The organism is Variovorax paradoxus (genome assembly GCF_029919115.1).
In the GTDB taxonomy this organism is placed as follows: Bacteria; Pseudomonadota; Gammaproteobacteria; order Burkholderiales; family Burkholderiaceae_C; genus Variovorax; species Variovorax paradoxus_O.
This window is the reverse complement of record NZ_CP123990.1, coordinates 3,734,842-3,753,912: the sequence shown is the minus strand read 5'-3', so window position 1 is coordinate 3,753,912 and position 19,071 is coordinate 3,734,842. Positions and strand designations below refer to the sequence as shown.

Sequence of the window (19,071 nt, the reverse complement as noted above, 5' to 3'; positions counted from 1 at the left end):
GTCGGCCCTTCAATCCAGCCTTCGCCTCTACGGCATGCAGGAGCGCGCGAACCATCTCGACTTCGACATTCGTTTCGAAGGCGCGCGGGACGTGCTGGCGCGGCCGCACCGGCACGAGTATTTCCAGATCCAGGTCAGCATCCACGGCGGGTCGCAGCAGATCGTTGGCGGCGCGGTGCGCCCGTTTACCGCGGGGCACCTGAGCTTTGTGCTGCCGTACCGCGTGCATGTGGTGCCGCATCCGCCCGGCGCCCGCTATGCCATCGTGAACTTCGACCAGGGTTTTCTCTGGCCCGAGCTGGCGGTCGAGGCGCTCGACCTCGAGGGGGTGCCGGTTTCGCGCCAGCCCGAGCTCGCGCCCTTCCTGTTCCAGGAGTACATGGACTTTCATTTCGGCGATACCGATTTCGCGCGCATTCTCGGGTGGCTCGAAGAGCTTGCCGTGCTCAACCGTGAGCGGCGCTTCGGCAGCGTGGGCGCGATCCGCGGCATTCTGCTGCAGTTGATGGGCCTGGCCTGCAGCCGGCACGAGGCGCAGTTGCTCACGCAGGCCGCGCTGCAGAGCGGCCGCAGCACAGGCGGAGATGCGCTGCAACGCGTGATGCGCTATGTGCGCGAGCACCTGGGCGAGGAGATGTCGCTCAACGATGCCGCCGCGGCGGCCATGCTGTCGCCGAACTATCTTGCGCACCTGCTCAAGAAGCAGACGCACCGCACCTTTACCGAACTGGTGACCGAGCGCCGCCTGGAGCGCGCGAAGGAACTGCTGCTGACCTCGAACGCCCGCATCGCCGACATCGCGCGGCAGTGCGGCTTCGGCGATGCGGTTTACTTCAGCCGCCGGTTCAGGCTGCGCAACGGCGTGACGCCCAGGCAGTTCCGCAGCCAGGCCGATGCCGGGCTGGCCAAGGCTGCAGGGCCCGACAGGCAAGCAAGCCACCCCCGAGAGATGCCATGAGCAGACACCACGCCGCGCGAAAGCCGGAACTCGAACATGAACTGATGCGCGATCCGCGGCTCGGATTCGAGCCGGCGGGCGGGAGCTCCGTGCGCTGCCTGCAGCACGGCGTGCCCTGGCCGTTCGACTGCTGGCACTACCACGACGAGTACGAACTGCAGATCATCAACCGCAGCAGCGGCGATGCCTATGTCGGCAACCACATCGGACGCTTCGAGCCCGGCTACGTTGCGCTTGTGGGCGGGCGCCTGCCGCACACCTGGATTTCGGACGGCGTACCGCCCGAGGGCATTGCCGACCGCAGCATGGTCATACATTTTCGCGACGAGCCGCTGCGCAAGGGCGTGGGCTTGTTCCCCGAGCTGGAAGCGGTGCTGCCGATGCTCGACCGCGCGAAGCTCGGCGTCGAGTTCTTCGGTATCGGCGAGCGTGTGCGGGAGCGCTTTGCGCGTGTTCAGGCGCAGGAGGGCCTGGCCCGGCTGTCGGAGTTCATCGGCCTGCTGCACGAGCTCGCCAACTGGGAAGACTATCGCCAGATTTCGAGTGCCGCCGGCCCGCTGGGCGAAGACCCGAGCGCCAACTCGCGCATGCGCCGCGTGCTCGACTACCTCGATCAGCACCTCACTGAAGACCTCTCGCTGCCGGCCGTGTGCGCGGTGGCCAACATGGCCGAAAGCAGCTTTTCGCGCTACTTTCACAAGCACATGGGCAGCACGTTCACCGACTTCGTCACCCGCCTGCGCATTTCGAAAGCCTGCGAGATGCTGCAAGTGTCCGACCGGCTGGTGAGCGACATCTGCTATGAGGTGGGTTTTTCGAACCTCGCCAATTTCAACCGGCGTTTTCTTCAGCTCAAGGGCATGACACCCTCGGCCTACCGGCAGCAGGCGCAAGACCGGTTCGGACTTCGTACGGCGCAGAACACGCCGGTTGCCGCCGCGGCTTGAATCGGCATCGAGGCCCGGCTCGGCGCGTCAGGTGCCGCGCTGCGAGGCAAACAGCTCCGGTACCGCGTCGAGGAAGTGAAATGTCTTGGGCGTTTTCATATTGAAGCTCCGGCCTCCGTCATCCTCGTCATGGATATTCGAGTTGCCCGAATCCAATTGATCGGCCATCCAGTCGAGAAACGTTGCCAGCGAACTGCCCACGACGAACTTCTCGTTTTCGTCTCGGCCGAAATTGATGACCTGCCCGAACGTTCCGCTTTCCCCCGGGTCGAGGTCGACGCCGAGATGATTGCCTGCGGAGTCGTACGCGAACGGAATCCAGTACTTGTTTGCGTAGACCTCCTTGATGGCGCCAGGCGTTGCCGATTTGGAGAGCGCGCCTGCGGTCTTCATCTCCTCGGCCGAACTCTGGTCGACCATCGAGTTCCAGCGGGCCCAATGCCTTTTCGCGTCGGCAAGGGGCAAGAACATCAGGCCGTAGAAGGGGCCGGTGTCGGCTTCCCCTTTTTGCCCGTCGTGGGCGCTATAAAGATCTTTCAGGCTTTGTGGAAACGCCCTTCCCACGAGACTTTCGAATTCCGAAACGGCGGCTTCGGGGCATCCTTGCGCCAGATCCGCGTACACCTCCGGGAGATTTACCTCCAGCCACTTTTCAAGTCGCTCCATTGGGTTTTTCATTGCATTTTTCCTCTCCGTTGCCAGCGCCGTTGACGGGCGGTTTCGAGCGCGTGCTCGTCCGGAAAAAACTGTAGCAGCGAAGAGCGAGCGAGACACGGGGCCATTCGCGAGGAAGTCCGGCCTTGCGTGACGGATGACCGTTCATGACGGTTCGCGGCAATGGACATCCTGGTCAAGTACCTGCACACGCAGGGTGCTGAAAAACTAAGATGTGCTTCCCATGATCGCAAATCTCGAACCCCGGTCGCGCCCGCGCATCTACTTGGCGGGGCCCGACGTCTTTCGCCCCGACGCGCGGGACCACTTCGTGCGGCTTGCGGCGGCCTGCGAGGCGCTGGGACTTGCGGCGCTGCTGCCGGCCGACGGCAACGAGGAGCTGAGCGCCGAAGCTCCTGAAAAGCGCATCTACGAGGCCAACATGCTGCGCCTTCGCGGTGCCGATGGAGTGGTGGCCAATCTGGCGTGCTTTCGTGGCCTGGAGCCCGATTCGGGCACGGTCTTCGAGGTCGGCGCCGCGGTGGCGCTCGGCATTCCCGTCGTGGCCTATGGCGTTCCGGAAGGCAGCTATGCGGACCGCGCCAGGTCCGCCTTGCCATGCGCGATCGACCCGGCCGGCGTGCTGCGCGAAAACGGCAGCGGCATTGCGGTCGAGGATTTCGGACAGCCGCTGAACCTCATGCTGGCCTGCTCGATCCACATTGCGCCGACGCCAGAGGCGGCGTTGTCGAAGATGGCGGAACTGCTCGCCTGATACGACCCTGACCCCCGGCAAAACCCCGAGCCGGCTGGTCATAAAAATATCAGTCAACCGGTCTGCGTGTACGCGGCGCCGGGCATCGGCTGCATACGCTTCGTCCCTCCTGCTTCTGCCGTCCACACGCCGGCAAGTTGCCGGCAATCCACAACAAGCCACTAGGAGACGAACGATGTCGACTCGAACCACACGCCGCATCACGGCCGGCGCCATGCTGCTGGCAGCGCTGGCCACCTGGGGCCAGGCGCAGGCCCGGGTCTGCAAGGAAGACGTGCGCGTGCTGTCGCAGCCCCGCGACGGCCTGACCCTGCTCGAAAAGTACAAGGACGAGTTCAAGAGCCTGAGCGGCGCCTCCTTCAGCATCGACAACCTCAACGAGAACGACCGCCGCACCAAGACGCGCGCCGACGCTTCCACTGTCGGCAAGTACAACGTGTACTACGTCGACGAGGCCAATGTGCCGCTGTTCGCCCAGTCGAAATGGATTGCGCCGCTAGCGAAGTACTACCCGGCCGACTACGACTACGCGGACTTCGACCCCGGCCGGCAGAAGGTGGCCACCTTCGGCGGCGAGGCCTGGTTCGCGCCGCTCACCGGCGGCGGCGACCTGCTGGTGTACCGCAAGGACCTGCTCGAAAAGGCCGGCGTCAAGCCGCCGGCCACGCTGGAGGAATTTGTCGCCGCCGCGAAGAAGCTCAACGACCCCGCCAACGGGATCTACGGCGTGGCCTTGCGCGGCCAGCGCGGCTCGGGCGCCAACGTATGGCGCTGGATGCCGTTCTTCCGCGGCAACGGCGGCCAGTGGTTCGACGGCGACAAGCCGGTGTTCAACTCGCCTGCGGCGGTGAAGGCCACGCAGACTTATCTCGAACTGTTCAAGTATTCCGCGCCGGGCACGAAGACCGGCGGATGGGACGAGTCCACGGGCGCATTCCTGGCTGGCAAGGTGGCGATGCTGATCGAATCGACACCGCTGGCGGGCAACGCGCTCGACCCGAAAATGTCCACCGTGATCGGCAAGGTGGCCTACCTGCCGCCGCCTTCGCCGCTGACCGGCGGAGGCTACGGCCACGGGCTGGCCATCGGCACCAAGGCCAACAAGACCGAAGAGGCGAAAAAATGCGCGGGCCTGTTCATCGCCTGGGCCACCTCCAAGAAGAACGAGCAGCGTCGCCTTGCCGAAGGCCAGTTCGGCGAACTGAACCGCACCAGCGTGCTCGGCAGTCCCGAGTTCGCCAAGCGCTACGGCGCCGACCTGGGCAAGGCGCTGGCTGACACCGGCAAGCTCACGGCGGTGAACTTCTGGCAAGACCCGGCTTGGCCCGACCTGGGCGACCGCTGGGGAATCATTCTCGAAGAGCTGATCACCGGCTCGCGCAGCGACATCAAGGGCGGGCTGGACGAACTCGACGCCTACGCCAGGCAGCTGATCGCGCGACGCAAGAAGTGAAGAAGACAAGGCGCAACAAGACAAGGCTCCCGGCCGTCTTCATCGGGCCGGGGCTGCTGGTGCTGGCGGTTCTGGCGCTGGTGCCCACGCTGTTTGCCATCGTCATCTCGCTGCAGGACCGTGAGCTGGGGCAGGCCGATTCGAGCTGGGTGTGGTTGTCGAACTATGTCCAGCTGTTTTCCGACCGGCGCTTCCTGAACTCGGTGGGGGTGTCGCTGACGTGGGAAGTGCTGACCGTCAGCGCCACCATGGGCCTGGCCGTGCTGCTGGGCGTGCTGCTCTTCCAATGCGCGACACCGCGCTGGCGCAACGTGCTGTCGATGCTGTTCATCGTGCCGGTGCTGCTGCCGCGCGTGTCGGCCGCCTTCGTATGGAAGTTTGCCTTCCATCCGTTGTTCGGCCTGTTGACCTGGCCGTACAAGGCCATTACCGGCGAGCCGCTGGACCTGCTTGCCAGCCCGGTGACGGCGCTGCTGACCGTGGCCTTCGTGGACGTGTGGCAGTGGGGGCTGTTCTTTGCCGTCATCGTGCTCAAGCTGCTCGAAACGCTGCCGCCGCAACCTTTCGAAGCCGCGCGCATGGACCATGCGAAGACGTGGGAGGTCTACGCCTACGTGGCGTTGCCGATGCTGAAGGCGCCGCTCATCAGCCTGACCTTCGTGAAGATGGTCGAGTCGCTGCGCGCGTTCGACCTGATCTACGTGATGACGCGCGGCGGGCCCGGCATTTCCACAGAAACGCTGGACATGTACGCCTTTTCGCAGGGCTTCATCGAGTCGGGCCGCATTTCGTACGCGTCGAGCATGGCGGTGCTGATGATGGTCGCCTCGACCGTGGCATTCACCTACATCTGGAAATGGACGCGACCCTCGTGAGCAAGAAAAAGCCGTTCTCCCTTGGCACGCTGCTCGCGCGCCTGGTGCTGGTGGGCGCGGGGCTCTCCGCGCTGGTGCCGGTGCTGTGGACGTTCATCAACTCGTTCAAGAACCGGGTGGACATCGTCTCGGCGGTGCCCAAGTTCGTCTTCACGCCGACACTCGAAAACTACCTCTACGTGCTCGGCCGCGATTCCGTGGCCAGCGGGTTGGTCAACTCGCTGGTGGTGGTCGGCTCGGCTGTGGTCATTGGCGCGGTGCTGGGGCTGCCTGCCGCCTATGCGCTGGCGCGCTATCCGCTGCGCTGGGCCAACGACATCCAGTTCTTCGTCTTGTCGATGCGGTTCCTGCCGCCGGTGGCTGTCGCCATTCCGCTGATGGTGATCTGGCTGCAGCTGGAGCTCTACGACACCCGCATTGCGCTCATCGTGACCTACACGCTGCTCACGCTCTCCACCGTGATCTGGCTGGCGATTCCCGCTTTCAAGGCGGTGCCCAAGGAGGTGGAGGAGGCCGGCCGGGTCGACGGCTACGGGCCTTACGCCATCTTCTTTCGCGTGTCGCTGCCGATTGCCGCTCGCTCGCTGATCGGCGCCATCGCCTTCGGCTTTGTGCTGGTGTGGAACGAGTTTCTCATCGCGCTGATGCTCACCACCTCGGACGCGAAGACGCTGCCCATCGTCGCCTCTGAGCTCAGCCAGCTGGGGCGAGACGTGCCGTGGGGCATTCTGAATGCCTCCGTCATCCTGCTGTCGCTGCCGCCGCTGTTGATGGTCGGGGTGCTCAGCGGCTTTCTCAACGCCGCGTTCAAGCGCAAAAGGGACGGCGCATGAGCCGGGCCGATCAACTTTCCGGAAGGCAGACCATGTCCGCGATCAGCTGCAACAACATCATCAAGCGCTACGGCGACACGCAGGTCGTGCACCAGTTCGACCTGGAAGTGTCGGACAACGAGTTCGTCGTGTTCCTCGGGCCTTCGGGCTGCGGCAAGTCGACCATCCTGCGCATGCTGGCGGGGCTGGAAGAAATCAGCGACGGCGACCTGCTGATCGGCGGACGGCGCGTGAACGACCTGCCGCCGCAGGAGCGCGGCATTGCCATGGTGTTCCAGAACTACGCGCTTTATCCGCACATGACGGTGCGCGACAACATTGCCTTCGGCCTCAAGCGCCTGAAGGTGCCCAGGGCCGAGATCGACAGCCGCATCAAGGAGGTGTCCGACACGCTCGGGCTGGAGCGCTACCTGCAGCGCAAGCCGGCGGAACTTTCGGGCGGCCAGCAGCAACGCGTGGCGATTGCGCGCGCCATGATCAAGACGCCCAAGGTCTTCCTGTTCGACGAGCCGCTGTCCAACCTCGATGCCAAGCTGCGCAACCACATGCGCATCGAGATCGCCCGGCTGCACCAGGCGCTGAAGACCACCACCGTGTACGTGACGCATGACCAGCACGAGGCGATGACGCTGGCCGACCGCATCGTGCTGCTGCGCGACGGAAGCATCGAGCAGGTGGGCTCGCCCAAGGAGATTTTCGAACGGCCGCGCTCCGCCTTCGTGGCCGGCTTCATCGGCACACCGCCGATGAACCTCGTCGAGATGTCGGTCAGGGACCTTGGCGGGCGATGCGAGCTGAGCGGCCGGGGCGGCAGCGTGCAGGTGGACGCGCGCCGGTTCGCGCTCGAAGGCCGCGAGCGCGTGACCTTGGGCGTGCGCCCCGCGCACTTGCAGGTCGACACGAACGATGGGCGCAACGGCTGCTTCTCGGGCGAGGTGCAGCTCATCGAATATCTCGGCAACGAAGTGCTGGTGAGCTTTGGTGCGGATGGCAGCGAAATTTCCGCCCTGATGCCCTCGGCGCAAGGGCCGCGGCTGCGCGAGCGCGTCAGCTTCGTGCCCGACCCGCTGCAACTGCACCTGTTCGACGTTGAAACCGGCGCCTCGCTGCTGCGCGCCGACACGCCCTTGCACTGAAAACCCCCTCAAGCACACCCTTAGCGAAAGATCGACATGAGAGCACTTGTTCTGGAAAAGGCGCACGAACTCACGCTGCGCGACGTCGAGGTTCCCCTGCACGTGGGGCCCCGCGACGTGAAGATCCGCATGCACACGGTGGGCGTTTGCGGCAGCGATGTTCACTACTACCAGCATGGCGGCATCGGCCCCTATACCGTCGACGAGCCGATGATCCTCGGCCACGAAGCTTCCGGCGTGGTGGCCGAAGTGGGGGCCGAGGTCACGCACCTGAAGCCCGGCGACCGGGTGTGCATGGAGCCCGGCATTCCGCAGATGGATTCGCGCGCAACGCGCGAAGGCATCTACAACCTCGATCCGGCCGTGCGCTTCTGGGCCACGCCGCCCATCCACGGTTGCCTCACGCCGTTCGTCGTGCATCCGGCTGCATTCACCTTTCGCCTGCCGGACAACGTGAGCTTTGGCGAAGGCGCCATCGTCGAGCCGCTGGCCATCGGCCTGCAGGCTGCTAAGAAGGCAGCGCTCAAGCCTGGCGACGTGGCGGTTGTCGTGGGTGCCGGCACGATCGGCGCCATGACGGCGCTGGCCGCGCTCGCGGGCGGTGCGGCGCGCGTGATCCTTGCCGACCTGGTTGCTGAAAAGCTGGCGCTGTTTGCTGGCAATCCCGCGGTGACCACGGTCAACGTGCGTGACACCAACCTTGCGGAAACCGTGAAGACACTCACCGACGGCTGGGGCGCCAACGTGGTGTTCGAGGCCAGCGGCAGCACGCGCGCCTTCGACGGCATCTTCGACCTGCTGTGCCCCGGCGGGTGCCTGGTGCTGGTGGGCATTCCGCCCGCCAAGGTGGCCTTCGACATCGTCGCTATTCAGGCGAAGGAAGTGCGCATCGAATCCGTTTTTCGCTACGCCAACATCTTTCCGCGCGCGCTCGCGCTGATCGCCTCGGGGCAGGTGAACGTGAAGCCGTTCATCTCGCGCACCTTCGCTTTCGAAGACGGCATCAAGGCCTTCGAAGAGGCCGCGGCTGGCAAGGCGACCGACGTGAAGATCCAGATCGAGTTTCCCGAGCCGGCAGCGGCCTGAGCCTGCGGCGGCCGCAAGGAAGGCGCCAATGCGGTGGCGGCCCGGCTACTTCGCCGCAACCTTCTCCGGCGGCGCCAGCAGATGCTCCAGCATGCGACGCGCGTTGAGCGGCAGGTCTTCCGACGAGCGCACGCAGGCCATCAGCGTGCGCTCGGCCCATGCATCGCTCAGGCCGGCGCGCGCGATCTTCATCGACCGGGCGCAGCGCACGGCCGCCGTCTGCGGCACGATGCCCACGCCGATGCCGTGCTCGACCATGCCGCACACCGCCTCGAAGTTGCGCACGCGCACGCGATAGGCCAGTTGCTTGCCCATGGCGCGGGCATGCTGCGTGACAAGCCGCTGCAGCGCGCTGTCCTCGGTCAGGCCGACGAATTCGCTATCGGCCACCTCGGCCAGGTGCACGCGGCGCCGTCCGGCCAGCGCATGCCCGCGTGGCATCACGAGCACGAGGTCGTCGCGGCGGAAGGGATGGCACTCGAGGCCTTCGGTGCTGACCGCGTCCGACACGATGCCGATGTCGCAGAGGCCCGCGCGCAGCGCCTCCACAGAATCGGGGCTCGGCCGCTCTTCCAGGTCGACCGAGATGCGCGGATGCTGCGCGAGAAAGCGGCTCAACACCTCGGGCAGGTGTTCGTTCAGCGCCGAGGTGCCGCACATGAACCGCACGTGGCCCTTGAGGCCCTGGCCGTATTCGCCGAGCTCGCCGCGCATGCGCTCCATCTGCTGCAGCACGACGCGCGCATGGTGCAGCAGCGTGCGGCCCGCCTCGGTGGGGCGCACGCCCTGCGCGTGCCGTGTGAGCAGCGGGCTGCCGAGCGCGTCTTCCATGCCGCGCACGCGTTGGCTCGCCGAGGCCAGCGTCATGTGCGAACGCTGTGCGCCGGCGGTGAGGCTGCCGGCCTCCACAACGTGGAGGAAGAGCCGAAGGTCTGTGAGGTCGAATCGCATGGTGAGCCCGCAAGGTAGCACGGAAGCCTCAGTCTGTGCCTGAGGCCGGCTGCGCCAAAGCCGCATTTGCAGGCAGAGGCCGGGCCGGCAGACTGGGCATCGATGGACATATCGAATCAACTGGCCGGCCACTGGCTCGCTGCCGCCGCCGTGTTTTTGCTGGCCGGCACGGTCAAGGGGGTGATCGGGCTCGGCCTGCCGACGGTGGCGATGGCGCTGCTCGCGCTCTGGATGCCACCGGCCCAGGCGGCCGCGTTGCTGATCGTGCCGTCGCTGGTTACCAATATTTGGCAGACCGGGCCTCGCGCGACTTTCAAGCCGGTGCTGCGCCGCATCGCCGGCATGCAGGCCGGCATCGTGGCGGGCACCCTCGGCGGCGCGCTGTGGCTGGGCGTGCCCGGGGGCGCGTGGGCGTCGGTAGCGCTCGGGGTGGCGCTGGTGGCCTATGCGCTCTGGGGGCTCACGGGTCGGCAGCTGCATGTGCCGCCGGGGCGTGAGCGCTGGCTCGGCCCTGCCGTGGGCGCTGCGACAGGGCTGGTCACCGCGGTGACCGGCGTGTTCGCGATGCCGGCCGTGCCTTATATGCAGGCCCTGGGTTTCCAGCGCGATGCGCTCATCCAGGCGATGGGCATTTCATTCACCACGTCGACCGTGGTGCTCGCCATCGGGCTGGCGTGCAACGGGGAATATCCGGTGTCGGCGCTCGGCGGCTCCATTGCGATGCTGCTGCCGGCCATCGGTGGCATGGTGCTGGGCACGTGGCTGCGCAAGCGGCTGCCGGTGGCGGTGTTCCGGCGCTGCTTCCTGGCCGGGCTGGCGCTGCTGGGGCTTTATATGGTGGTGCGCGCGCTGGGGTGACGCCGCTGCCGCGGCGCTGCGGCAGCGGGGTTTCAGGCCGCGAGCAGGGCTTCGCGGACGCGCGCGATGGCTTGGCGGTAGGGCAGCGTGAAGTTCTCGATGCTGTCGCCTCGTGCCAGCCAGCTGAACGAGAACACCAGGCCGTCTTCTTCGGGGCTGCCCATGGCCACGTGGTCGAAGGTTTCGGGCAGCGGCTTTTCGGCGTGCATCAGGAACAGGTGCCACAACTGCGGGTGGCGCAGGGTGTTGCCTTCGATGCCGGCCTCGCAATCGCGGGTCAGGGTGCCGAGCGGCTGCAGCTCGCCCACGTGGTCGATGCCCGATTCTTCGAGCAGTTCGCGGCGCACCGCCACCTCGGGCGACTCGCCCGGCTCGATGGTGCCCTTGGGCAACTGCATGTTCCCGTCGCCGGGATGGCGGAACACCAGCAGCCTGCCCCGTGCATCGACGAGGCAGGCGCAGGCTTTCAGTATGGTGGTGGCGCAGCCGCCGTCGCTCATCAGGCGCTCGCGAGGGCCGCCTTGACCGCGGCGCTCACCTGGCCCATGTCGGCCTTGCCGGCGAGACGGGTCTTGACCGCGCCCATCACCTTGCCCATGTCGCCGGGGCCCTTGGCGCCCAGTTCAGCGACGATGGCCCTCACTTCGGCAGTCACTTCGTCGGCGCTCATGCGCTGCGGCAGGTACACCTCGAGCACCTTGATCTCGGCCGATTCCTTGTCGGCCAGGTCGGCGCGGCCGCCGGTGGTGAAGGCGGCGATCGAGTCCTTGCGCTGCTTGACCATCTTGTCGACGATGGCAACGATCATGGCGTCGTCGAGCTCCACGCGCTCGTCCACTTCCTTTTGCTTCAGGGCGGCCATCAGCAGGCGGATGGTGCCAAGGCGCTCCGAGTCCTTGGCGCGCATCGCGGTCTTCATGTCTTCGGTGATCTGTTCCTTGAGGCTCATGCTCGGGGCTCCTGGTTCGGAAAAAACAAAAGCCGCGGCAGGTTTCCCTGGCGCGGCTGAGGCAGCAATCGGGTCGCTGGGCCGACTTGCGTCAAAGGCCGGCGACCCTGTTGCCAACGGGCATCAATACAGCTTCTTGGGGAGCTGCATGCTGCGCACGCGCTTGTAGTGGCGCTTGACGGCAGCTGCCTTCTTGCGCTTGCGCTCGGCGGTCGGCTTTTCGTAGAACTCGCGGGCACGCAGGTCGGTCAGCAGGCCGAGCTTTTCGATGGTGCGCTTGAAGCGGCGCAGGGCGACGTCGAAAGGCTCGTTTTCTTTAACGCGGATGGTGGTCATTGATGAATCGTTGAACTGAATTTGGCTCGGGGAGATCGAGGCCCCAAGCCGGGGTTCCTCAACTGAAAATTTTTGCGGCCGTTGAGGGAAGGCCAAAGTTAGCCCGCGATTATAGCGCGGTTGCGCACGCATGTGCGCTCGCCCAGGCCCATTGAAAGTTGTATCCGCCCAACCATCCGGTCACATCGACCACTTCGCCGATGAAATAAAGGCCTGGCTGCTTGGATTCCATCGTCTGGGAAGACAAATCGCGGGTGTCGACCCCGCCCGCCGTGACCTCGGCCTTCTTGTAGCCCTCGGTGCCGCTGGGGGTGATCTGCCAGCGGGCAATGCGCTCGGCCAGGGCCGCCAGCGCCTTGTCGGCGGCCTCGTTGACCGGGCGCTGCAGGGCCGGGTCTTGCCCCACCCAGGCGTCGGCCAGCCGGGAGGGCACGAGCGTGGCCAGTTCGTTGGCAATGCGCTTCTTCGAGCGGAGCTTGGCTTCGCCCAGGGCTTCGGCCACGTTCACACCCGGCGCAAAGTCGAGCGTCAGCGGGGTTCCGGGCTTCCAGTAGCTCGAAATCTGCAGCACGGCCGGGCCCGAGAGGCCGCGGTGCGTGAACAGCAGGTCTTCGAGGAACGCCATCTTTTCTTTCTTGGCGCCGGTCTCGATGCGTACCGGCAACGCCAGGCCGGCCAGTTCGGCATACGGCGCCCACGCTTCGCCGCCAAAGGTCAGCGGCACCAGTGCCGGGCGGGGCGTGACCACGCGCAGACCGAACTGCTCAGCCAGTCGATAGCCGAAATCGCTGGCGCCGATCTGCGGAATCGAGAGGCCGCCGGTGGCGACCACCAGCTTGGGCGTTTCGATCAGACCCTTGCTGCTATCTATTTGGTAGCTGCCCGACCCCGCCGTGCCGTCTTCAGCCGCCGAAAACGCGATCTTCCCAAGCTTGCAAGGCTGCCAGCGAGTGACGTCGCCCGCCTCGCACTCGGCCAGCAGCATGTCGACGATCTGCTGCGAAGAGCCGTCGCAGAACAGCTGCCCCTTGTGCTTCTCGTGAAAGGCAATGCCGTGCTTCTGCACCAGCTCGATGAACTGTTGCGGGGCATAGCGCGAGAGCGCCGAGCGGCAGAAATTGGGGTTGTCGCCAATGAAGTGGCGCTGCGGCGCGCGCACGTCGAGGTCGCGGTTGGTGAAGTTGGCGCGGCCGCCGCCCGAGATGCGGATCTTCTCGCCGACCTTCTCGCTGTGGTCGACCAGCAGCACCTTGAGCCCGCGCTGGCCCGCCAGCCCGGCGCAGAACAGCCCGGCCGCACCGGCGCCGACCACGACGACATCGAACTGGAAAGGAGCGCTCAAACCGGTAACGAGGAAATTCAGGGGCCATCGGCCGCAAGAAGCGGCGGCGCGTTGTACTTCAGGTGCCCGACGTAGCGCAGCGGCTGCGTCGCGGCAATCGAGGGCACATCGCCTTCGCGCATGTGCAGCAGGTCGGCCGGGCTCACCCAGCGCGGGTCGGCGTCGGTAATCGGCATGCCGGCCTGCCGGTAGGCCTCGAGCACGAACTGAGAGCAGAAGAACTGGTCGTCCCGGCTTGCACCCAGCTGCACCATGGCCATGCCGCTGATGCAGTAGTGGCTCACGGCCGAAGGAATCAGCGGCAGTTCGCACAGGCGCCGGTTCAGCACGAACGGCGCGTTCAGCAGCACGCCGGTGGTGTTGTAGCGGGTGCCGACCTGCGAGTTGGCCCAGGCGCGGAGCTTTGCCACGCCTGCGGCGTCGAGCCCGGGCACGCGAAAGGCGACGACCATCTGTTCCTCGTCCACCACGTCGGCCACCGGCCGTGCACGCACACCGGTGCCCACGGCTTCGGCGATCAGGCCGTCGCCCAGGTACAGCACCGCGTGGCTCACCGGCGAGAAGGTGCCCAGGCGAATGCCGAAGGAGTTGACCGTGGCGATCGAGGTCAGCAGGATGTCGCCCGGCTGCAGCGCATCGGCGGCGATGAGCTTGCCCCCGTTGCCGGGCGCTATGACCGAGCTTTGCACGCGCAGGCGCAAGCTGGAGTCCTTGGAGGGGAGCTCGACCCGCGTGGCGCAGGCCGTGAGCAGCAGCGCGGCGGTGGCCGCGGCCATGAGAAGGGCGGTACGCATCATCCCTTCCACACGAACGGGAACTTCAGCTGCTTGAAGAAGCCGTTGGGCACGTAGTCGCCGAGCACGCCGTACTTTTCGGGCCAGAGCTTGGTGCTCTTCACCGCGGTGCCGAAGATGTAGTCAAGAAAGGCGTAGTGCGCCGAATAGTTCTTGTCGAGCGCCTCCACGTCCTGGCTGTGGTGCCAGTGATGGAAGTTGGGCGTCACGATGATGTAGCGCAGGGGGCCGAGCCGAACGCTCACGTTACAGTGGTTGAACACCGCCTGGAAGCCCACCACCACGATGTACGCGTCGATCACTTCCTTCGAAAAGCCGAACACGTAGATCGGCGCGAGCACCAGCGTGCGCGTGATCAGCAGCTCGAGAATGTGCTGGCGCGAGCCCGCCATCCAGTCCATGCTTTTCACGCTGTGGTGCACCGCATGCAGGCGCCACAGCACCGGCACCTCGTGATAGGCGCGGTGGGTCCAGTACTGCACCAGGTCGGCCACCAGGATGATCAGCAGCAGCCCGGCCCAGAACGGCAGGTTGCCCACCCAGCCGCGAATGCCGTCGTTGGCCGCCCAGCCGAAGAACTTGTGCACCATCAGGTTGGTGGCCAGCAGCACGAAGCCCACGATCATGTGGTTGACCACAAAGTGGTGGAAGTCGGTTTGCCACTCGGCACGGAACACCGGCTGGTCCTTGCGCAGCGCGAACAGCTTCTCGATGAAGATGAAGATCAGCGACGAGCCCAGCAGGTCGAGAATGAACCAATCGAGGCCGATGTACGGCGTGTTGTCGGCAAAGTCGTTCACCGGCACCTTGTGCCCGCCCAGCAGCGCCGCCGCGGCCACCAGCAAAAACGCGGCCGAAGAGAGCCAGCGAGAGCGGTTGAAGATGATGTTCACCAGCGCCATTCCGCCCGAAACCACCATGGCCGCCAGCAGGATGAAGCGCATCACGTCGACGTTGTAGCTCCTGCGCAACTCCGGCGTGGTGAGGTACTGCGGAAAGTGGAACGCCAGCACTCCCAGGAAGCAAAGGATGCCCAGGCTCAGGGCGATGGTTCCGGTCACCAGGCCGCGGCCACGGCGAAGTTCTCCGTGACTTTCTGTGAACTCACTCAGTTTTTCGAGCATTTTTCCCTCTCATTTTCTTTTGCAGATGCAAGAATCTGTAAATAACGCATGGAATTATCGGCGGCATATGCGAACGCGTGCCGCTGAAGGCTGGAGAAGCCGAATCAAGAACGACGGATTGTGCGAGGAAGAGGGAGCAACATGGAACAACTTTATCCGGCGGGTCCCGCTGGCACCGGCAGTGAAATCGCAAAAGCTTCGCCGGCCTATCGAAGGCACGCGTGGCTCGCGATGTTTGCGCTCATGGCTTTTGTCGCGAGCTACCTGCTGTTTTCGGGATGGCTTGCATGGAAAGCCTATCAGTCCGTCCGGGCTTCGGTCTATGGTTCGGGCGGCGACGGACTCTGGCTGATGGCCGTAGGCCTGAGCGCGGCCTTCCTCGCCGTGTTCATGTTGAAAGCCCTGGTGTTCGTTCGGCGCGGGGAGATGGGGGGGCTGGTCGAAATCAAAGCGGCCGAGCATCCCGCTCTTTTCGCGTTTCTTCATCGGCTCGCAGACGAAGCCCGGGCCCCCCGGCCTGCGAGGGTGTATGTGTCGTCCCGCGTCAACGCGGCGGTTTTCTACGATCTCTCGCTGCTCAACTTCTTTCTGCCCTCCAAGAAGAACCTGGAGATCGGCCTTCCCCTGGTCAACGTACTGACCATCTCCGAATTCAAGGCCGTTCTGGCGCACGAGTTCGGGCACTTCGCGCAGCGCAGCATGGCTGTCGGACGTTGGGTTTACCTGGCCCAGCAGATCGCCGCGCATATCGTTGCCAAGCGAGACCGGCTCGACCGTTTTCTTGAAGGTCTCTCGCGTTCCGACATACGCATCGCGTGGGTTGGATGGGCGCTCTCGCTGCTGATCTGGTCCATCCGTTCGATCATGGACAGCCTGTTTCGCGTCGTCGTCCTGGCCGACCGTGCGTTGTCCAGGGAAATGGAGTTCCAGGCCGACCGGGTTTCGGTGAGCCTGACAGGCAGCGACGCGCTGATCGATGCGCTTTACAAAATGCAGGCCGCCGATTCAGCCTGGGACCGCACCCTCGATTTCGCCAACCGGCAATTGCACAATGGCACCGCAGTTCCCGACCTGTACGACATCCAGTCGCAGATCCTACAGAAGCTGCGCGTGATCTTTGACGATCCCGGCTATGGCATTCCGCCGGCCGCTCCGGCGGTTGGCCCGCAGGCACATCGGATCTTCAAGCGCGACAAGGTTTCGGTCTCGCGCATGTGGTCCACCCACCCTGCCAGCCATGAGCGCGAAGAGAACGCAAAGAAGATCTATCTCACGGCGGAAATGCGGCAAAGCCCCGCCTGGGACCTGTTCCAAGACGCCCAATCCTTTCGCGAGCGCATTTGCGCGGGACTGATCAGCCACATGGTTCCACCGCCGGCCACCGGCACGCGAGAAGCCGCAGCGCAGGCACTGGACGCCGAATACGACCGGGAGTCCTACAAGCGGCGATACCGCGGCGTGTACCTGGCACGAGGTGTCACTCGCACGCAGCACACTGCCGAGCAGCTGTTCGACCGCATGAGTGCATCGGATGCCGTGGCTTCGTTCCCGGAGCTCTATCCGGAGTCGCTGTCGAACATGCTCGAGCGCCTTGATGCGTTGCTGCACGAGCGTGCCGCGCTTGTGGCTGTTCAGGACGGCGTGGCCCGAAGCGAGGGCCCGCGCCTGGAGCATCGGGGCAAGGCCATCAAGAAGCGTGATCTGCCCGGTGCTGTCGAGGAAGTCTCGCGGGATATTGCGGAAGTCGAGCGCTCGCTTGCGGCGCATGACCGTCGCTGCCGCTCTGCGCTGCATGCGTTGGCGGCCGTCAAGGGCGCCGACTGGGAAACCGCCTGGCTCGAACAGTTGCGGCTCCTGCACTATGCGGAACACGCTGAAGCCAATCTTGCCGATCTGCAGGCCACGCTCGCCAACACCCTGGCAATGACCACTGCAAAGCGCAAGGTCAGCGAAGAAGGGGCCGTGCGCATTCTTGCCGACGCCGGTGCGGTTTTCAGCGCCATGGCCGAAATCGGCCAGGCCGCCTCCGGCATCCAGACCGGCTCTTATGCGTTGGCCCTGCTGGGCCGCGACAGCTGGCTGTCGGCAGTGGGCAAGTTCGAATTTGGATACCCCACGCGCGAAAACCTCGGCGAATGGATCAAGCACGTCGACAGCTGGCTGAATCCGATGCTCCGCGCATTGAATCGCCTGCGGCGCGCCGCACTCGACCAGCTGCTGCATACCGAGGCACGGATCTCCGGCGGTGCGTCGTCGCCGGAAGCGGAGGCGCCGGCTGCACCCGTGGTGCCATCGGCCTACGCCACGCTGACGAGCGGCCAGGAAAGGCCGCGGCAGAAAAAGCTCGATGCCTGGTCAAGGTTTCACACGGCGGACGGATGGTGGGCAGGGGCGGCGCGGTTGGCCGTGGCCGGCGGGATCATCGCCAGCCTCATGGGAATCAGCACCTCGCTGGGCAGCGCCCGCGTCATCGCCTACAACGGGCTCGAACGCCAGGTGAAGGTTCGCGTGGGCGGCAGCAGCGCAATACTCCCGCCCGGCGGGAAGCAGACCTTCGAAGTCGAGGCCGACAAGCTCCTCGAACTCGCCGCGCATACGGCCGAAGGAGAGGAGATCGAATCGTTCTCCGCCAATCCGGAGCTGATCGGCGTGCGTTATGTCTACAACGTTGCCGGTGCCGCTCCCATGGTTGCGTGGACGGCGGTGTACGGGCAGGCATCTGCAAGGCCCGAGAAAAAGCTAGGGGCACCGCGCTGGTCGATGCAGTCCGCGGACGTGCTATTCGAAACCCCGCCGCGGCAGATCAGCACAAGCAAGGGGAGCAACGGCGGCACGCGTTCGGTCATCAGCGGCCCGGAGCCCCGGTCCGCCAGCAACATGCTGAGCATGATCGACACCGAGACCGACCGCAAGGCACTCATCGAAGTGCACGGCAAGTGGGATTCGGGTCAATCGGCCTACCTGCTCGAGTGGTTGGCGGCGGCCGACCAGTACGCCCCTGAAAGCCACGCGCGGATTGTTGCCGCGCGGCTGGTACGGGCGCCTCTGGAGGTTCTCTCGTTGCGCGAACAGCAGAACCAAGCTGATACGCCCGAAAAGCGCGAGAGTATTTGCGGGCAGCATCGCGCGCTGGCGCAAGCGCATCCAGCGGCGAGTGATCTGGGCTATCTGGCGGTGCGATGCATGGCCGAAGGCCCCGCCAAGGACGCTGCTTTCAAGAAGGGGGCGGCAGAGCATCCCGACAGCGCCTGGTTCGCCTATGCCGCGGGGCACGCCTGGGCGGGCGATCAGGCTTGGCCCGAAGCGCGCCGCGCTTACGAAAGAGCTGGCGCCAAGGCTCCGTATCTCGCTCAGATCACGACCGATGATTTGGCGCGCATCAGGCGCATCGAGCAGGGCGAGAGCGTGTCGCTCGACGACCTCAGTGCCAAATCGAGCTTCCTTCAGATGCAGCAGATTCTTCGCACCGGCAAGGACATTCCTCCGGACAGCTCCGCGTTCGGCTACCTCGAGATGAGCCGCGGCAACCTGGACAAGGCGTTTGGCATTGCGACATCTGGCGCGCAGCCGCCAGTGCGCCTGCTGGTGCTCATCGGTGCTTCGGATGGGGCGAACGAGAAGCAGGTGGCGAAGGCGCTTGATGCAAGCACCACGATGACGGTCGGCGATTTCGAATCGCTGCTTCCCGGTATCGGCCTTTCCATCAAGCATGGAAGACCGACGGACAAGCAGATGGCATTGCTCAAGTACATCTCGCCTGAAGACGCGCAGAAAATTCGTGCATTCGTGGCTGTGCTGAAGACCAGCAAGGATCCGCGCCAAGCCGAAGAAGCACTCGCGGGTTTGACGCCGCTATATCGGGCGCAAGCCTATAGCGCGGGCTTGGTCGTGCTCGGTCAGCGCGCGCCGGCGCAATGGCGTACTTTCGTCAAGCGGGCACTCTTTCCACCGGAGCATCCCTACTTTGGTTGACGCGAGCAGCCAGGCCGCGGCTTCAGGC

Annotated in this window: 18 protein-coding genes; 10 read left to right on the top strand and 8 right to left on the bottom strand. The window is 65.2% G+C overall.

The window, feature by feature from the left end; translation table 11 throughout:
- The first annotated feature begins 34 nt into the window (after positions 1-34).
- The gene (locus tag QHG62_RS18070) at positions 35-958 is read left to right on the top strand and encodes a helix-turn-helix transcriptional regulator (protein ID WP_281151699.1); all 924 of its coding nucleotides are present in this window, start codon (positions 35-37) and stop codon (positions 956-958) included.
- Positions 955-1,905 (top strand): AraC family transcriptional regulator, encoded by a 951-nt coding sequence (locus tag QHG62_RS18065; protein WP_281146913.1) that lies wholly within the window; start codon positions 955-957, stop codon positions 1,903-1,905. Before QHG62_RS18070 ends, QHG62_RS18065 begins: the two co-directional genes overlap by 4 nt.
- A gap of 27 nt (positions 1,906-1,932) precedes the next feature.
- Here the strand turns inward: QHG62_RS18065 and QHG62_RS18060 are convergent, their stop codons facing one another.
- A complete protein-coding gene (locus tag QHG62_RS18060; RefSeq protein WP_281146912.1) occupies positions 1,933-2,583 on the bottom strand; it encodes an SMI1/KNR4 family protein in 651 nt (216 codons plus the stop codon).
- A 220-nt stretch (positions 2,584-2,803) separates the two neighbouring features.
- On the opposite strand from QHG62_RS18060, the gene QHG62_RS18055 reads away from it, so the two are divergent.
- From QHG62_RS18055 to QHG62_RS18030, 6 genes are all read left to right on the top strand, one after another.
- Positions 2,804-3,334, top strand: a complete 531-nt coding sequence (locus tag QHG62_RS18055; protein ID WP_281146911.1) for a nucleoside 2-deoxyribosyltransferase — start codon at positions 2,804-2,806, stop codon at positions 3,332-3,334.
- Positions 3,335-3,509: 175 nt separating this feature from the next.
- Entirely contained in the window at positions 3,510-4,787 is a 1,278-nt protein-coding gene (locus tag QHG62_RS18050; protein ID WP_281146910.1) for an ABC transporter substrate-binding protein, read from the top strand.
- Positions 4,784-5,662: a carbohydrate ABC transporter permease gene (locus QHG62_RS18045; RefSeq protein WP_281146909.1), complete on the top strand. Its 879-nt coding sequence runs from the start codon at positions 4,784-4,786 to the stop codon at positions 5,660-5,662. The genes QHG62_RS18050 and QHG62_RS18045 overlap by 4 nt, the downstream gene beginning before the upstream one ends.
- Complete coding sequence (locus tag QHG62_RS18040) at positions 5,644-6,495, top strand: carbohydrate ABC transporter permease (RefSeq protein ID WP_281146908.1); 852 nt, start codon at positions 5,644-5,646, stop codon at positions 6,493-6,495. Before QHG62_RS18045 ends, QHG62_RS18040 begins: the two co-directional genes overlap by 19 nt.
- A gap of 32 nt (positions 6,496-6,527) precedes the next feature.
- Positions 6,528-7,631: an ABC transporter ATP-binding protein gene (locus QHG62_RS18035; RefSeq protein WP_281146907.1), complete on the top strand. Its 1,104-nt coding sequence runs from the start codon at positions 6,528-6,530 to the stop codon at positions 7,629-7,631.
- A gap of 36 nt (positions 7,632-7,667) precedes the next feature.
- On the top strand, positions 7,668-8,717 hold the full coding sequence (locus tag QHG62_RS18030) for an NAD(P)-dependent alcohol dehydrogenase (RefSeq protein ID WP_258508045.1): 1,050 nt from the start codon (positions 7,668-7,670) through the stop codon (positions 8,715-8,717).
- A gap of 45 nt (positions 8,718-8,762) precedes the next feature.
- On the opposite strand, the gene QHG62_RS18025 is transcribed toward QHG62_RS18030, so the two are convergent.
- A complete protein-coding gene (locus tag QHG62_RS18025) occupies positions 8,763-9,668 on the bottom strand; it encodes a LysR family transcriptional regulator (protein WP_281146906.1) in 906 nt (301 codons plus the stop codon).
- 102 nt (positions 9,669-9,770) lie between these two features.
- On the opposite strand from QHG62_RS18025, the gene QHG62_RS18020 reads away from it, so the two are divergent.
- Entirely contained in the window at positions 9,771-10,526 is a 756-nt protein-coding gene (locus QHG62_RS18020; protein ID WP_281146905.1) for a sulfite exporter TauE/SafE family protein, read from the top strand.
- Between the two features lie 32 nt (positions 10,527-10,558).
- On the opposite strand, the gene QHG62_RS18015 is transcribed toward QHG62_RS18020, so the two are convergent.
- The 6 genes from QHG62_RS18015 to QHG62_RS17990 form a co-directional block, all read right to left on the bottom strand.
- A complete protein-coding gene (locus tag QHG62_RS18015; RefSeq protein WP_281146904.1) occupies positions 10,559-11,026 on the bottom strand; it encodes an NUDIX domain-containing protein in 468 nt (155 codons plus the stop codon).
- Complete coding sequence (locus QHG62_RS18010; RefSeq protein WP_281146903.1) at positions 11,026-11,475, bottom strand: GatB/YqeY domain-containing protein; 450 nt, start codon at positions 11,473-11,475, stop codon at positions 11,026-11,028. Before QHG62_RS18010 ends, QHG62_RS18015 begins: the two co-directional genes overlap by 1 nt.
- Positions 11,476-11,598: 123 nt before the next feature.
- The gene (gene rpsU / locus QHG62_RS18005; protein ID WP_007833691.1) at positions 11,599-11,811 is read right to left on the bottom strand and encodes a 30S ribosomal protein S21; all 213 of its coding nucleotides are present in this window, start codon (positions 11,809-11,811) and stop codon (positions 11,599-11,601) included.
- 109 nt (positions 11,812-11,920) lie between these two features.
- Complete coding sequence (locus QHG62_RS18000; RefSeq protein WP_281146899.1) at positions 11,921-13,153, bottom strand: NAD(P)/FAD-dependent oxidoreductase; 1,233 nt, start codon at positions 13,151-13,153, stop codon at positions 11,921-11,923.
- Between the two features lie 17 nt (positions 13,154-13,170).
- Entirely contained in the window at positions 13,171-13,950 is a 780-nt protein-coding gene (locus tag QHG62_RS17995; RefSeq protein WP_432445537.1) for a YaeF family permuted papain-like enzyme, read from the bottom strand.
- Positions 13,947-15,071, bottom strand: coding sequence for a sterol desaturase family protein (locus tag QHG62_RS17990; protein WP_281146897.1), 1,125 nt, complete (start codon positions 15,069-15,071; stop codon positions 13,947-13,949). The genes QHG62_RS17995 and QHG62_RS17990 overlap by 4 nt, the downstream gene beginning before the upstream one ends.
- 141 nt (positions 15,072-15,212) lie before the next feature.
- Here QHG62_RS17990 and QHG62_RS17985 point away from each other — a divergent pair, with 141 nt between their 5' ends.
- On the top strand, positions 15,213-19,043 hold the full coding sequence (locus QHG62_RS17985; protein WP_281146896.1) for a M48 family metallopeptidase: 3,831 nt from the start codon (positions 15,213-15,215) through the stop codon (positions 19,041-19,043).
- Positions 19,044-19,071: the final 28 nt, after the last annotated feature.